The organism is Streptomyces sp. NPDC107528 (assembly GCF_055639295.1).
In genome coordinates this window covers 146593-160959 of the sequence record NZ_JBVKAV010000014.1, presented here as the reverse complement: position 1 = coordinate 160959, position 14367 = coordinate 146593, and the positions used below count along the sequence as shown (strand labels likewise).

Genomic DNA, 14367 nt, shown 5'->3' with positions numbered 1-14367 from the left:
GGCCGGGTGGGATCTCCCTCCCGGCCCGTACGCTAACGGCCATGGGTGCCGTGAAGACCAAACGGATGCCGCGGGCCGTCCGTGAGCAGCAGATGCTGGACGCCGCCGTGCGGACCTTCGGCAGGCGCGGGTACATGGCCGCGTCGATGGACGAGATAGCCGAACTGGCGGGTGTCTCGAAGCCGTTGGTGTATCTGTACCTGAACTCGAAGGAAGACCTCTTCACCGCCTGCATCCGGCGCGAGGCCGCCGCGCTCGTCGTGGCAGTGCGCTCCGGTGTGCGGACCGAGCTGCCCGCCGACCGCCAGCTCTGGGAAGGGCTGCGGGCGTTCTTCACCCACACCTCTCACTACCCGGACGCCTGGTCCGTCCTGCACCTCCAGGCCCGCACGCACGGCGAGCCGTTCGCGTCCGAGGTCGCCAAGATGCGCGCGGAGATCGTCGAGTTCGTGACGCAGCTGATCCTCGTCGCGGCACGCGAGGCCCACCGCGACCCCGACCTGCCCGAGAGCGAGGTCGCGGGTCTCGCCGAGGCCCTGGTCGGCGCCGCGGAGTCCCTCGCCGACTGGGCCAACTCCACGCCGGCCATGACGGCACGGGAGGCGGCGGCGACACTGATGAACTTCGCCTGGTCGGGACTCGGCAACCTCATGGACGGCCGGCCCTGGTCACCGCCGGACGCCCCTCACGGGGCGAGCGGGTAGACCTCCCCGCCAAGGTGGACGCGGTCCTCGCCGCCCCGCAGTTCGAACCGCCCGCCCTGCGCGGCGTACGTCACCGTCCCCGGCAGCAGCACCGGTGCCCGGAAGCCGGCCCGCACCCGCACCGCCTCCTCAGTGCCGTGCGCGGCGAGGCAGCGGGCCACGGTCCACATGCCGTGCGCGATGGCCCGGGGGAAGCCGAACAGGCGGGCGGTGAGCGGGTGGAGGTGGATGGGGTTGCGGTCACCGGAGGCGGCGCCGTAACGGCGTCCGACGTCGGCGGCGAGCCGCCACTCGGCGACGGCGGGCAAAGGCTTGTACTCCTGCGCGTCCAGCGCCACCTGGCCGTCCCGCACGCCCTGCACCTGCCCGGACGCCGTACGGCCGTCGGTGCGGTGCCTGGCCAGATACGTGCTCCGCGACTCCCACACGACCCCGTCACCGGCCCGCAATTCGGTGACCACGGCGGCCTCCGTACCGCGCCGGTGGGGCATCAAACCGTCGACGTGCACGGAGAGTTCGTACCCACGCGTGGCGGTGAGGGCCCGGTGCCGGGTGACGGTGATCGACGTGTGGACGAGACCGAGCAGCGGCAGCGGGAAGTCCCGTCCGCTCATCAGCCGCATCGCCAGTGGGAAACCGAGCACATGCGGATACGTCACCGGCAGGGCGTCGTCCCCCGTGGGAAACCCGCACACCCGCTCGTACGCGGCCAGCCGGGCGAGGTCGACGCGAAGGTCCGGCAGGACGAGCCTCGTGCGCGGGAACTCCGCCTGCGGGCCGGGGCGTTTGAAAGGTGACAGCAGGGCGCCCCGGGCGAGCAGGGGCGGAAGCGAAGGAGGAGCGGTGAGGACGAGGGACATCACGCCCCCAGCAGGCTCTGGCCGCATACCCGGACGACCTGGCCGTTGACGCCCGAGGATCCCGGATCCGCCAGCCAGGCGGTCGTCTCGGCGACATCGATCGGCAGTCCACCCTGCGCGAGGGAGTTCATCCGGCGCCCCGCCTCCCGGATGAACAGGGGAATCGCGGCGGTCATCTTCGTCTCGACGAACCCGGGCGCGACCGCGTTCACCGTCACCCCGTGCTCGGCGAGGGCGCGTGGCGCGAGGGCCCGGACCAGTCCGACGATGCCCGCCTTGCTCGCGCCGTAGTTGGTCTGCCCGGCGTTCCCCGCCAGCCCCGCGATCGACGCCGTCGCCACGACCCGCCCGCCCCGCCTCAGCGTCCCGCTCTCCAGCAACGCGTCCGTCGTGCGCAGCACACTCGCGAGATTGACGTCGAGCACCGAACTCCAGCGCTCGGCGGGCATGTTGGTCAGCCGCCGGTCGCGTGTGATCCCCGCGTTGTGCACCAGGACGTCCAGGCCGTCGGGCAGCGCGGCGGCGATGCGCGTGCCCGCGTCGGGTGCGGTGATGTCGAGCGCGAGGGCGGTGCCGCCGAGCCGGTCGGCCACGCGCCGCGCGTCCTGCTCGGCCTGCGGCACGTCGAGTACGACGACCCGGGCGCCGTCCCTCGCCAGCGTCTCGGCGACCGCCTCGCCGATGCCGCGCGCGGCGCCGGTGACCAGGGCGGTGCGGCCGGTGAGGGGGCGGTCGGGGTCGTGGGGTGGGTCGTGGGGTGCGGTGGCGTCCGCCGGGGCCGAACCCACCTCGACGACCTGGCCGCTGACGTACGCCGACCTGGGGGAGAGGAGGAAGCGCAGGGTCGACCCGGCGGCGTGCGCGTCCGTCAGCCGTACGAGGTTCACCGTCCTGCCGCGCCCGATCTCCTTGCCGAGCGAGCGCGTGAAGCCCTCCAGGGCCTGCTGGACGGCGGCCTGGTGGTGGTCGGCCGGGTCGAGGGGTGCGCCGAGCACGACGACCCGGCCGCTGTCGGCGACCGACCGCACGACCGGGTGGAGGGCCGCGTGCACCTCGGCGAGCGTCTCGACGTCACGGACGCCCGTGGCGTCCAGGACGACGGCGGCGGGCTTCTCGGAGGGGGCGGTCGTCAGGTCGAGGCCCAGGGCGGTACGGGCACCGGCATCGGTGAGGCCGAGGTCCGACTTGCCGACCGTCAGGAGCAGCCGGGCGCCCTTCAGCGAGGGCCGCTCCGGTGTCCAGCGTTGGAGCGTGGCGGGCTGCGGCAGCCCGAGTCGGCGGGTGAGGAGGCGGCCGGGCGCCGTGCCGGTGAAGCTCAGATAGCGGTCGGCCATGTCCCACTCCCAGTGCGCTCCGTTGCTGACTCCAGAGTAAGGTTACCCGAGGTAAGTCCAAGGTGGACATGAGGAGTGGGTGGAGATGAGCTCCCTGTTGGCGCCGGCGGTCCGGGGCGTCGCGATCATCGGCGGCACCCGTATCCCGTTCGCCCCCTCCGACGGCCCGTACGCCACCGCGTCCAACCAGGACATGCTCACGGCCGTGGTTGACGGCCTGGCCGAGCGGTACGAGCTGGGCGATCCGGGCGCGGTCGGAGAGTTCGTCGCCGGGGCAGTCCTCAAGCACAGCCGGGACTTCAACCTCGCCCGCGAGACCGTCCTCGGCTCGAAGCTGGACGCCCGCACGCCCGCCTACGACATCCAGCAGGCCTGCGGCACCGGTCTCCAGGCCGTCATTGCCGCCGCCAACAAGATCGCGATCGGCCAGACCGAGTCGGCGATCGCCGGCGGCGCGGACACCGCGAGCGACGCGCCCCTCGGCGTCAACGACGAGCTGCGGCGCATCGTGCTTCAGGCCCGGCGGGCCAAGTCGCCCGGCGGCCGGCTCAAGGCCCTGTCCGGCGTACGGCCGTCCCACCTCGTCCCCGACATCCCCCCTCAACGCCGAGCCCCGCACCCGGCGGTCGATGGGGGAGCACGCCGCCCGTCACGGCACGGGCCTGGGGTGTCTCCCGCGAGGCGCAGGACGAGTTGGCGGCGGCCAGTCACCAGCGCCTGGCGGCGGCGTACGAGCGGGGCTTCTTCGAGGACCTGGCCGTGCCCTTCCGGGGCCTGGACAGGGACCAGAACCTGCGCCCCGGTTCGACGCCGGAGAAACTGGCCGCGCTGAAGCCGGTGTTCGGCCTCGACGGTCCCGACCGCCTGGAGCGAAGGTAAGGGGACGGTGAGACGAAGCTGAGTGTCCCTCACATAACCCCCGACGTTGCACATACCCGGCTCCGGACCACCCCCGAACCCGCACAACCCCCACACGCCCGCGCCGTACGATCGCCTGCCTAACCAGCGGTAACCCGTTTCCGCAGGCCTCGGCAGGTGAACGCCACGGTGCGCGAGGCACGTACGTCATGCAGCAAGCAGTTTCTTCGCTGCACGCCCGCCGCAGGAGCCGCCCGTGTCCACCCCGCTTCCCTCTTTCGCCGCCTCGGCCGCCTTCGACGACGCTCCGGGCCCGACCCTGGTGCAGCCCGAGACGCGACGACTGGACGGTGCCGTACGGGAGGCGTACGTACCGCCGTTCGCGCCGCCGGTGACCCATGGGTCGCTCGGGGACCTGCCCTTCGACAACGCGGCGGCGGCGCCGGACGCGGTCGTCCTCAGCCGCAGGGGCGAGGACGGGCGGTGGTCGGACGTGACGGCGGCGCAGTTCGCCGAGCAGGTGCAGGCGGTGGCGAAGGGGCTGATCGCCGAGGGACTGGAGCCGGGGGACCGGATCGCGATCATGGCGCGGACGACGTACGAGTGGACGCTCCTCGACTTCGGCGCGTGGGCGGCCGGCCTCGTCACGGTCCCCGTCTACCCCACCTCCTCCGTCTTCCAGACCCGCTGGATCCTCCAGGACTCCGGTGCGGTGGCCCTGGTCACCGAGACCGCCGCGCAGGCCGCCGCCCTCGGCCCCGAACTGGACCGGGTGCCCGATCTGCACCGCATGTGGGTGATGGAGAAGGGCCATGTGGAGCGGCTGGCCGAGCTGGGCGCGCAGCAGCCGGACGGCGAAGTGGGCGTACGGCGGGGCATGCTGGTGCCGGACACGCTGGCGACGCTCATCTACACCTCGGGCACGACCGGCCGCCCGAAGGGCTGCGCGCTGACGCACGGCAACTTCTTCGCCGAGGTGGACAACGCGATCGAGCTGCTCTACCCGATCTTCAAGGCGCGCACGAGCGAAGAGGCGTCGGTGCTGCTCTTCCTCCCCATGTCGCACGTCTTCGGCCGTATGGTCGCGGTGGCCTGCATCCGGGCCCGGGTGCGCCTGGGCCACGCGCCGAGCCTCAAGGCGGAGGACCTGCTGCCGGACCTGGCGGCCTTCCGCCCCACGTGTCTGCTGACCATCCCCTACATGCTGGAGAAGATCTTCAACTCCGCCCGCGCCAAGGCCGAGACGGGCGGCCGGGCGTCGTCCTTCGACCGCGCGGCCTCGGTGGCCGAGCGCTACGGCGAGGCGATGGAGGCCCGGGCCTCGGGGACGGGCGGTGGCCCCGGCGCGACGCTCAGGACGGCCCGCGCCTTCTACGACCCCCTGGTCTACCGCCGTATCCGCAACGCGATGGGCGGCCGGGTGCGCTACGCGATCTGCGGCGGCTCACCGCTCGGCCGCCGCCTGGCCGCCTTCTATTCCGGCGCCGGCATCGAGATCTACGAGGGCTACGGCCTGACGGAGGTGACGGGCGCCGCGACCGTGACTCCGCCCTCCAAGCCCCGCCTGGGGACGGTGGGCTGGCCCCTGCCCGGTACCCGCATCCGCATAGCCGCGGACGGCGAGATCCTCATCTCCGGCGAACAGGTGCTGCGCGGCTACTGGGACCCGTCCGCGGGCGGCGTCGTTCCGGCTGCCGCCGACGGCTGGCTGCCGACGGGTGACATCGGCGCCCTGGACGACGAGGGCTATCTGACGATCACCGGCCGCAAGAAGGAACTCCTGATCACGGCGGGCGGCAAGAGCGTGGCCCCGGCGCCCCTGGAGAACTGGCTGCGCTCCCACCCCCTGATCTCCCAGTGCATGGTCGTGGGCGATCGGCGGCCCTTCGTGTCCGCCCTGATGACCCTGGACATGGACGGCGTGAGCCACTGGCGCCGGATGAACGGCAAGCACCCCGTCCCCGCGGAGCTCCTCGTCGACGACGCCGAACTGAGGGCGATCCTGCAACGCGCGATCGACGAGGCCAACAAGCTGGTCTCGCGCCCGGAGTCCATCCGCCGCTTCACGATCCTGCCGAGGGACTTCACGGAGCTGGACGGCCACCTCACGCCGTCGATGAAGCTGCGACGGGAGGCTGTCATGCGGGACTTCGCGGCGGAGGTCGAGGAGCTGTACGCCACATAGCCGCGGTTCGGGGCAACCCGCCAGGACCCGACATCACGACAAACGGTTGCCGTCTCGTTACGACAATTGCTTGACGTGACATGCCGTGGCCACGTTGGCTACCGCCACCGGGTAGCAAAGCCGCTCATCCGCTCGGAAGGCACCAGTAGTGAATGCTCGTACCCCCCACACGTCCGCTGTACGCCGGTTCTCCATAGCCCTCGTCGCGTCCGCCTCGGCGCTCTCGCTCGCCGCGTGCGGTGTGGTCGACGGCATCGGGGGCGGTGACAGCTCGGAGTCGCCCAACAAGGGCGACGACGTCACGGTGGGGCTCCTGCTGCCCGACACGGACACGGCGCGCTTCGAGAAGTTCGACCACCCGCTGATCAAGAAGGAAGTCGCCTCCCTCACCCACGACAAGGGCAAGGTCGTCTACGCCAACGCCGAGTCGAGCACGGACAAGCAGAGTCAGCAGTTCCAGCAGATGATCGCCGACGCGGTGGACGTCATCCTCGTGGACGCGCTGGACTCCAAGGCCATCGCGCCGGACGTGCAGAAGGCGAAGGACGCGGGCATTCCCGTCATCGCCTACGACCGGCTCGCCGAGGGGCCGATCGACGCGTACGTGTCCCACGACAACGAGCTCGTCGGTGAGGTGCAGGGCCGCGCCCTCGTCGAGGACCTCGGCGCGAAGGCCGCGACCAGCAAGGTCGTCATGATGAACGGCGACCCCGCCGACCCGAACACCGGCCGGTTCAAGAAGGGCGCGCTCGACGAGCTCGAGGGCGAGGTGAACATCGTCAAGCGGTACGACACCGACAAGTGGTCGCCCGAGATCGCCAAGGCGAACATGGAGAAGGCGATCTCCGCCGTCGGCCTGGACAACATCGCCGCCGTCTACTCGGCGAACGACGGCATGGCGGGCGCCGTCATCGACGCCCTCAAGGAGTCCGGCGCGAGCAAGATCCCGCCGGTGACCGGGCAGGACGCCAACCTGGACGCGGTGCAGCGGATCGTCGCGGGCGAGCAGTTCATGACGGTGTACAAGTCGTTCCTGCTGGAGGCGACCAACGCCGCGAAGATGGCCGTGTTCAAGGCCCAGGGACGCACGATCCAGTTCGACGCCCTGACCCAGGACTCGGTCGACAGCCCGACCCAGGACGGCATCCCGGCCCAGCTGGTCTCGGTGGTCCCGCTGACCAAGAGCAACATCAAGCAGACGGTGATCCAGGACGGCGTCTACACCGTCAAGGACATCTGCACCGCTGAGTACAAGGCGGACTGCGCGGCCATCGGCCTGAACTGACCGGCCCGAATCGGTCGCCGTCAGGCGCGTGTGGCCCGGCGGTGACTCTCCACCAGGTCCGCGAACGCCCGGGCCGGCGGGCTGAGTGCGTCCCAGCGGCGGACGGCCCAGCCCACGGGCAGGGGGCGCAGTCCGGGGAGTGGAATCAGGCGTAGTTCCCCCTCACCGGGGACCGGCAGTCCCGGCAGCGCGGGCAGGACCGCCCGTCCGACCCCCAGCTCGGCCAGCAGCAGCGCGGTGTCCCAGTCGGCGACGCTCGTGTCGTGCGCGAACCGGAGGCCCAGCTCGGCGCAGGCGGCGTCCAGATGGGCCGCCGAGGCGGAGTTCGGCGGCAGCCGGATCAGCCGTACGTCACGCAGGTCGGCGCCGACATCGACGTACGGCCGTGCCGCGAGCGGATCGTCGGCCCGCACCGCCAGCACCCACGGCAGCTCCACCACCGGCCGCTGCTCGATACCGCGCACCTGCGGTCCGAGGGTGATCCAGGCCAGGTCGAGCGTGCCGTCGGCCAGCGCGTCGAAGCTGCCCCGGCCCGAACTGACCGTGCGGAACTCCAGATTGACCCGGGGATGCCGCCGCCGGTACGCGACGACCGCCTCCGCCATGAAGTGCCGTACGGTCGTCGCCCCTGTCGCCACCCGCACGTACCCGCTCTCGCCGTCGACGAGATCCCGCAGCTGCCGCACGGCGAGGTCCAGCCCCGAAATCCCCTCGGCGGCGGCCGCCTCCAGCACCCGGCCGGCCTGGGTCGGCACGACCCCCCGGGGCTGCCGCTCCAGCAACGCGACCCCGGTCTCCCGCTCCAGGCGCTTCACATGCTGACTCACCGCGGACTGGGTGCACCCCAGTTCCCGGGCCACCGAGCTGAGACTCCCGGCACGGCACACGGCCACGAACACACGCAGGTCATCGAGGGTCATGACCTCTAAGTTAATGCTTGGGGGCAGCCACAAATCCCAAGGATTGACTGGGCCTTGGCCGATGGACGACGATCCTGGAAGGGCCCGGGCGGCAACCCGCTCCACACCCTCGCCGGTGTCCGGACCAAGGCGGGGGAGGGAGCGGGTGCCGACCCAAAAGACGCGAGCGGACGGCGGATTCGGCTCCCCTGCAACGCCCTTGACTTCACGCGGCATCCGCGTCACATTCGCATTTCTGACACACCCTCAGAAACGCGGCGTCGTCCAGGGCGGGAGCGGCCTCCATGACCAGCAGCGTGAACCCTTCGCGAAGACACGTACTGGCCGCGGGTGCCGCCGGCGCCGCAGGCACGGCCCTCGGGGCCGGGGCCGTAACCCAGTCCGCCGCCCACGCAGCCGCCCCGCCCCTGCTCGGCACCTACGACGTCGTCGTCATCGGCTCCGGAGCCGCCGGCATGACCGCCGCGCTGACCGCGGCCAAGCAGGGGCTGAGCTGTGTGGTGGTGGAGAAGGCGCCCACCTTCGGAGGGTCCGCCGCGCGGTCCGGGGCCGGGATCTGGATCCCGAACAACCCGGTGATCCTCGCGGCCGGTGTGCCGGACACACCGGCGAAGGCGGCCGAGTATCTGGCCGCCGTCGTCGGGCCGGACGTTCCCGTCGAGCGGCAGCGGGCCTTCCTCGCGCACGGCCCGGCGATGCTGTCCTTCGTCATGGCCAACAGCCCACTGCGATTCCGCTGGATGGAGGGGTACGCCGACTACTACCCCGAACTGCCCGGCGGCCTCCCGAACGGCCGCTCCATCGAGCCCGACCAGCTCGACGGCAACCTCCTGGGCCCCGAGCTGGCGAGGCTGAACCCGCCGTACATGGACGTGCCCGCCGGCATGGTCGTCTTCAGCGCGGACTACAAGTGGCTGGCCCTGGCAGCGGTGAACGTCAAGGGCGCCGCCGTGGCCGCGGCCTGTCTCGCGCGCGGTACGGCCGCGGCGCTGCGCGGTGAGAAGCCGCTGACCATGGGACAGTCGCTGGCGGCCGGCCTGCGCCTGGGACTGCGGTCGGCCGGCGTCCCGGTGTGGCTCGGCACGCCCCTCACCGACCTGTACGTCGAGAACGGCACCGTGAGCGGCGCGGTCGTCACCCGGGACGGCGCCCCCGGCCTGGTGCGCGCCCGCCGTGGCGTGATCGTCGGCTCGGGCGGCTTCGAGCACAACGCGGCCATGCGCGAGTACTACCAGCGGCAGCCCATCGGCACGGACTGGACGGTCGGCGCGAAGGAGAACACCGGCGACGGAATCCGGGCCGGACACCGGCTCGGCGCCGCGCTCGGCCTCATGGACGACGCCTGGTGGGGCCCGGCGATCCCGCTCCCCGGCCAGCCCTACTTCTGCCTCGCCGAACGCACCCTTCCCGGCGGTCTGTTGGTCAACGCCGCCGGAGCCCGCTTCGTCAACGAGGCCGCTCCCTACAGCGACGTCGTCCACACCATGTACGACGTCCACGACACGAGCCCGGCCATCCCGGCCTGGCTGATCGTCGACCAGAACTACCGCAACCGGTACCTCTTCAAGGACGTCCTCCCGGCCCTGCCCCTCCCGGCCGACTGGTACAGCTCGGGCGCCGCGCACAAGGCCTGGACGCTGGACGCGCTCGCACGGTCGATCGGCGTCCCGGCGCCGGCCCTGCGGACCACGGTCGACCGCTTCAACGCACAGGCCCGGCACGGCAGGGACCCCGACTTCGAACGCGGCGACAGCGCCTACGACCACTACTACACGGACCCGTCCGTCCTGCCCAACTCCTGCCTCGCGCCCCTGTGGCTGCCCCCCTACCACGCCTTCCGCATCGTCCCCGGCGACCTCGGCACCAAGGGCGGCCTCCTCACCGACGCCCGCGCCCGCGTGCTGCGGGAGGACGGTTCGGTGATCGAGGGACTGTACGCCGCCGGCAACGCGAGCTCGGCCGTCATGGGCAACAGCTACGCGGGCGCGGGCTCGACGATCGGCCCGGCGATGACGTTCGGGTACATCGCGGCGCGGGACATCGCCGGGAGCCTCTAGCGCTCGGGCTTGCGGGCGATCAGGAACGCCTGCGGGGACGTCTCGTCCAGCGCCGGGTCGGGCTCACGGAGCGTCCGGGAGACGAGGGTGAACCCGGCCCCGGTCAGCAGGTCGGCCATGTGTTCCGGCCGACGGCGCTGGAAGGTCAGCGAGACCGGGTGCCCGAAGGGCCGGTCGTGATGCCGGTGTTCGTCACCGGCCTGGAACGCGACGAGCAGAGGCGCGCCGGCCGCCAGCACACGGTGGAACTCGGCGAAGAGGTCCGGGAGCCGGTCCACCGGCGTGTGGATGGAGGAGTAGAAGGACAGGGCACCGGCCAGCGCGCCGTCCGCCAGATCCAGTTCGAGCATCGAACCCTGCTCGAACCGCAGCCCCGGGTTCTCGCGGCGCGCGATCGCCAGCATCGACTCCGACAGATCGAGCCCGAACACGGAGAGCCCGAGTGAGGCGAGGCGGGCGGTGGTCCGACCCGGTCCGCATCCCAGGTCGGCCACCGGCCCGTCCCCGTCGACGAGTTCGGCGAACACTCCCAGCAACGCCCGCTCCAAGGGTCTGCCCGCGAGCTCGTCCCGGAAGAGGTCCGCGTAGTCCTCGGCGATGGCGTCGTAGAAGGTGCGGGTGGTGGTCAGGAAGTCGGAGTCGGTCATGGGCGGGGACCCTAGCGAACGCGTTGGCTACTCGGCTCCGTCCTTCGCCTGCCCCGTCCGCTTCCGGCCACCGCCGCTCGAGGCTCCGACCGCGGCGCCGACGGCGATGCCCAGCCCCATCCCCAGGGCCAGCCCGAGCCCGAGGTTGTCGAAGACGGTCAGGCCGAGCGCGATGCCGATGCTCGTGCCGAGGGAGAGGCCGAGCGAAAGGCCCATCGCCTGCTTGTTGTCGGCTGCGGTGCCGCCGTCTTCCTCGTGGTTGTTCTCATCCCCGTCGTTCACCTGGCGATTCTCCCACGAGGACGGCTCATGGCACCCCTGCCGCCCGCAGCACCGCGGTGGCCACCGCCGCCCCCAGCACCACCACCGGGAACGGCGCCCGCCGCCACGCCAGCACGCCGCCCACCAGCACCCCGGCCGGCCGCGCCCACCCCGCGAAGCCGCCGCCCTCCGTCCACGTCCCCGTCGCCAGCAGCGCCACGAGCAGCACCACCGCACCCGCCGCCAACAGCTCCTGGACCCGCGCGGGGAGCACGACCCGCCCGTGCAGCGTCGGGCCGACCAGACGGAAGGTGTACGTCCCCACCGCCAGCGCCAGGATCATGGCGACCGTTCCCGTCGTGCCGGTCATGACGCGTCGTCCTTCCTGCCGGACGGGCGGTACGCGACGAGCCCCGCCAGCGCCAGCAGCACCGGCACCCCCGCCGGGACGACCGGTACCGCGGCCAGGGCGAGGGCGGCGCCGAGGAGCGCGGCACGGCGTACGGCGGAGTCCTTGCGCAGGGTGGGCAGGACCAGTGCGACCAGTACGGCGGGGAAGGCGGCGTCCAGGCCGTACGTCGCCGTGTCGCCCAGTGCGGTTCCGGCGAGCGCGCCGGCGAGGACACCGATGTTCCAGGTGACGAACAGGCCGAGCCCGTTCACCCAGAACGCCACCCGGCGGCGTACGGGATCCGGTTGGGCGAGGGTGAAGGCCACCGTCTCGTCGGACACGAGGTGGGCGCCGAGGAGGCGGGCGAGGCGGCCCCGGCCGAGGACGTCCGCGACGGCCAGACTGAAGGCGGCCGTGCGGGTGTTGAGGAGCAGCCCGGTGGCCGCCGCGGCGAACGGCCCGCCCCCGGCCAGCAGCACGCCGACCGCGCTGAACTGGGCCGAGCCCGCGTAGACGATCAGCGACATCACCACCGGCACCCACACCGGCAGCCCGCCGGCCACCGCGATCGCGCCGAAGGAGACGCCCACGACCCCACCGGCCAGCCAGATGAGGGCGCTGTCGCGCACCAGGGCCGTCATCTCGGGCGCCGGAAGAGGTGACATCATCGGTGTTCGGAGTAGCGAACGCATGTTTTCCAGAATGAACAGTCGGCATCCGTTCGTCAAGGCGAACGAATGGACCGGCGCAGCGAACGACGGGAAGTGAACCGATGAGCGAGCCCCTGACCTGGATCGCCGCCTCGCTGCGACGCGAGCGCACCCGGGCCGGGTTGTCCCTGTCCGAGCTGGCCAAACGGGCCGGGATCGCGAAGTCCACGCTTTCCCAGCTGGAGGCCGGCGGCGGAAACCCCAGCGTGGAGACGCTGTGGGCGCTGGGGGTCGCGCTCGGTGTGCCGTTCAGTGCGCTGGTGGAGCCGCCGTCGCCGGCGGTCCAGGTGATCCGGGCGGGGGAGGGCCCCACGGTCGCCTCCGAGCGGGCGGACTACGTGGCCACGCTGCTCTCCGCCAGTCCGCCCGGCGCTCGCCGGGACATCTACCACCTGCGCGCGGAACCCGGCCCGGCCCGGGAGTCGGAGCCGCACATTCCGGGGTCGGTGGAGCATCTGATCGTCAGCACGGGGCGCGTGAAGGCGGGACCGCGGGGGGACGAGGTCGAGCTGGAGCCCGGCGACTACATGTCGTATCGCGGGGATGTGCCCCACTCGTACGAGGCGCTCGCCCCCGGGACGACGTTCGTGCTGGTCATGCAGCACATCTAGCCCTCGACGGGGGAGGAAAGGCAGGAGCCCCGTTGCCTTGCGGCACGGGGCTCCTTGGGTACTGCTATCTGTTCCGGATCAAAGCACCAGGCTCCGAGACCGAATGATCAGACTGATCGAACTGATCAGACGGGGGTGACGTTCTCCGCCTGCGGGCCCTTCGGGCCCTGGGTCACGTCGAAGGAGACCTGCTGGTTCTCCTCCAGCGAACGGAAGCCGCTCGCATTGATCGCGGAGTAGTGAACGAAGACGTCGGGGCCGCCGCCTTCCTGGGCGATGAAGCCAAAGCCCTTTTCGGCGTTGAACCACTTCACGGTTCCGGTAGCCATAAGCCCTCCTTGGGCCCAAAGGGTTGCCCTGCTCCAGAACCCTGCAAGTGTGAAAACAAAATGCCGCACAACTGCATACGTCTGAAAACGACGAGAGCCCGCGGTCACATGCTCCGCAGGCTCTGTACTGCAAGGGAAACCAAACTGCAACTTGCGGCGAGCCTAGCACGCGGGCAGCCGAAAGCAATAGAGGTCAAGATCACGTCACCCGGACGTTTGAACCCACGTGTTGGGGTTGACGGGAGCGCTGGTGATCTGAGCGTCACCGGAGAGTCGCCACCCTGAAGGGTGCACGCTACCCCATGGGGTCTAGTCTCGCGATGTGGACAATTCTCGCACCAGGCCGCGCGTAGGCCACATCCAGTTCCTGAACTGCCTGCCCCTGTACTGGGGGCTCGCGAGAACGGGCACGCTCCTCGACTTCGAGCTGACCAAGGACACCCCCGAGAAGCTCAGCGAGCAGCTGGTGCGGGGCGACCTCGACATCGGGCCGATCACCCTCGTCGAGTTCCTGCGCAACGCCGACGACCTGGTCGCCTTCCCTGACATCGCTGTCGGCTGCGACGGCCCGGTGATGTCCTGCGTGATCATCTCGCAGGTCCCACTGGACCGGCTGGACGGCGCCCGGGTCGCCCTCGGCTCGACCTCGCGCACCTCGGTGCGGCTGGCCCAGCTGCTGCTCGCCGAGCGCTACGGCGTGCAGCCCTCCTACTACACCTGCCCGCCCGATCTCAGCCTGATGATGCAGGAGGCGGAGGCGGCCGTACTCATCGGGGACGCGGCGCTGCGGGCCAACCTCCTCGACGGCCCGCGCTACGGCCTTGAGGTGCACGACCTCGGCTCGCTCTGGAAGGAGTGGACCGGCCTGCCCTTCGTCTTCGCGGTCTGGGCGGCGCGCCGGGACTACGTGGAGCGCGAGCCGGCCATCACCCGCCAGGTCCACGAGGCCTTCCTCTCCTCCCGCAACCTCTCCCTGGACGAGGTCGGCAAGGTCGCCGAGCAGGCCGCCCGCTGGGAGGCCTTCGACGAGCAGGTCCTGGAGCGGTACTTCACGACCCTCGACTTCCGTTTCGGCGGCCCGCAGCTGGCGGCGGTCGCGGAGTTCGCGCGGCGGGTGGGACCGACGACGGGCTTCGCGGCGGATGTGAAGGTGGATCTGCTTCAGCCGTGAGGGTGGGGTCCGCGGCGCACTAATCTGCTGGCAGTTCCACGGCC

Annotated in this window: 14 protein-coding genes and 1 pseudogene; 7 read left to right on the top strand and 8 right to left on the bottom strand. The window is 71.4% G+C overall.

The genetic code is table 11. The features are described from left to right. Window positions 1-41 precede the first annotated feature (41 nt). The gene (locus ACZ7L5_RS37805; protein ID WP_471522761.1) at window positions 42-704 is read left to right on the top strand and encodes a TetR/AcrR family transcriptional regulator; all 663 of its coding nucleotides are present in this window, start codon (window positions 42-44) and stop codon (window positions 702-704) included. On the opposite strand, the gene ACZ7L5_RS37800 is transcribed toward ACZ7L5_RS37805, so the two are convergent. Next, on the bottom strand, window positions 686-1564 hold the full coding sequence (locus tag ACZ7L5_RS37800; protein ID WP_471522944.1) for a MaoC family dehydratase: 879 nt from the start codon (window positions 1562-1564) through the stop codon (window positions 686-688). The two genes, ACZ7L5_RS37805 and ACZ7L5_RS37800, sit on opposite strands and share 19 nt — an antisense overlap. After that, window positions 1564-2898 (bottom strand): 3-oxoacyl-ACP reductase, encoded by a 1335-nt coding sequence (locus ACZ7L5_RS37795; RefSeq protein WP_471522759.1) that lies wholly within the window; start codon window positions 2896-2898, stop codon window positions 1564-1566. Before ACZ7L5_RS37795 ends, ACZ7L5_RS37800 begins: the two co-directional genes overlap by 1 nt. A gap of 85 nt (window positions 2899-2983) precedes the next feature. On the opposite strand from ACZ7L5_RS37795, the pseudogene ACZ7L5_RS37790 reads away from it, so the two are divergent. The 3 genes and pseudogenes from ACZ7L5_RS37790 to ACZ7L5_RS37780 all read left to right on the top strand — a co-directional run. Continuing rightward, a pseudogene (locus tag ACZ7L5_RS37790) lies at window positions 2984-3759 on the top strand (thiolase family protein); the annotation flags it as partial. Between the two features lie 253 nt (window positions 3760-4012). Next, window positions 4013-5941, top strand: a complete 1929-nt coding sequence (locus ACZ7L5_RS37785) for an AMP-dependent synthetase/ligase (protein ID WP_471522757.1) — start codon at window positions 4013-4015, stop codon at window positions 5939-5941. Between the two features lie 148 nt (window positions 5942-6089). Continuing rightward, the gene (locus tag ACZ7L5_RS37780; protein WP_471522755.1) at window positions 6090-7226 is read left to right on the top strand and encodes a sugar ABC transporter substrate-binding protein; all 1137 of its coding nucleotides are present in this window, start codon (window positions 6090-6092) and stop codon (window positions 7224-7226) included. Window positions 7227-7246: 20 nt separating this feature from the next. Here ACZ7L5_RS37780 and ACZ7L5_RS37775 read toward each other — a convergent pair whose 3' ends face one another. Next, window positions 7247-8146, bottom strand: coding sequence for a LysR family transcriptional regulator (locus ACZ7L5_RS37775; RefSeq protein ID WP_471522753.1), 900 nt, complete (start codon window positions 8144-8146; stop codon window positions 7247-7249). Between the two features lie 284 nt (window positions 8147-8430). On the opposite strand from ACZ7L5_RS37775, the gene kstD reads away from it, so the two are divergent. Further along, complete coding sequence (kstD, locus tag ACZ7L5_RS37770) at window positions 8431-10203, top strand: 3-oxosteroid 1-dehydrogenase (RefSeq protein WP_471522751.1); 1773 nt, start codon at window positions 8431-8433, stop codon at window positions 10201-10203. Here kstD and ACZ7L5_RS37765 read toward each other — a convergent pair. The 4 genes from ACZ7L5_RS37765 to ACZ7L5_RS37750 are packed head-to-tail and all read right to left on the bottom strand — an operon-like array spanning window position 10200 to window position 12194. Beyond that, window positions 10200-10850 carry a class I SAM-dependent DNA methyltransferase gene (locus tag ACZ7L5_RS37765; RefSeq protein WP_471522749.1) on the bottom strand — a complete coding sequence of 217 codons (651 nt, stop codon included), beginning with the start codon at window positions 10848-10850 and terminating at the stop codon, window positions 10200-10202. The two genes, kstD and ACZ7L5_RS37765, sit on opposite strands and share 4 nt — an antisense overlap. 27 nt (window positions 10851-10877) lie before the next feature. Then, window positions 10878-11132 carry a glycine zipper domain-containing protein gene (locus ACZ7L5_RS37760; RefSeq protein ID WP_471522747.1) on the bottom strand — a complete coding sequence of 85 codons (255 nt, stop codon included), beginning with the start codon at window positions 11130-11132 and terminating at the stop codon, window positions 10878-10880. Window positions 11133-11157: 25 nt separating this feature from the next. After that, window positions 11158-11481 carry an AzlD domain-containing protein gene (locus ACZ7L5_RS37755; RefSeq protein ID WP_471522745.1) on the bottom strand — a complete coding sequence of 108 codons (324 nt, stop codon included), beginning with the start codon at window positions 11479-11481 and terminating at the stop codon, window positions 11158-11160. Then, window positions 11478-12194 carry an AzlC family ABC transporter permease gene (locus tag ACZ7L5_RS37750; RefSeq protein ID WP_471522743.1) on the bottom strand — a complete coding sequence of 239 codons (717 nt, stop codon included), beginning with the start codon at window positions 12192-12194 and terminating at the stop codon, window positions 11478-11480. Before ACZ7L5_RS37750 ends, ACZ7L5_RS37755 begins: the two co-directional genes overlap by 4 nt. Window positions 12195-12274: 80 nt before the next feature. On the opposite strand from ACZ7L5_RS37750, the gene ACZ7L5_RS37745 reads away from it, so the two are divergent. Beyond that, window positions 12275-12823 (top strand): helix-turn-helix domain-containing protein, encoded by a 549-nt coding sequence (locus ACZ7L5_RS37745; protein ID WP_328880015.1) that lies wholly within the window; start codon window positions 12275-12277, stop codon window positions 12821-12823. 125 nt (window positions 12824-12948) lie between these two features. Here ACZ7L5_RS37745 and ACZ7L5_RS37740 read toward each other — a convergent pair whose 3' ends face one another. After that, complete coding sequence (locus ACZ7L5_RS37740; RefSeq protein WP_003992177.1) at window positions 12949-13152, bottom strand: cold-shock protein; 204 nt, start codon at window positions 13150-13152, stop codon at window positions 12949-12951. A 322-nt stretch (window positions 13153-13474) separates the two neighbouring features. On the opposite strand from ACZ7L5_RS37740, the gene ACZ7L5_RS37735 reads away from it, so the two are divergent. Next, the gene (locus ACZ7L5_RS37735; protein WP_471522741.1) at window positions 13475-14323 is read left to right on the top strand and encodes a menaquinone biosynthetic enzyme MqnA/MqnD family protein; all 849 of its coding nucleotides are present in this window, start codon (window positions 13475-13477) and stop codon (window positions 14321-14323) included. Window positions 14324-14367 lie beyond the last annotated feature (44 nt).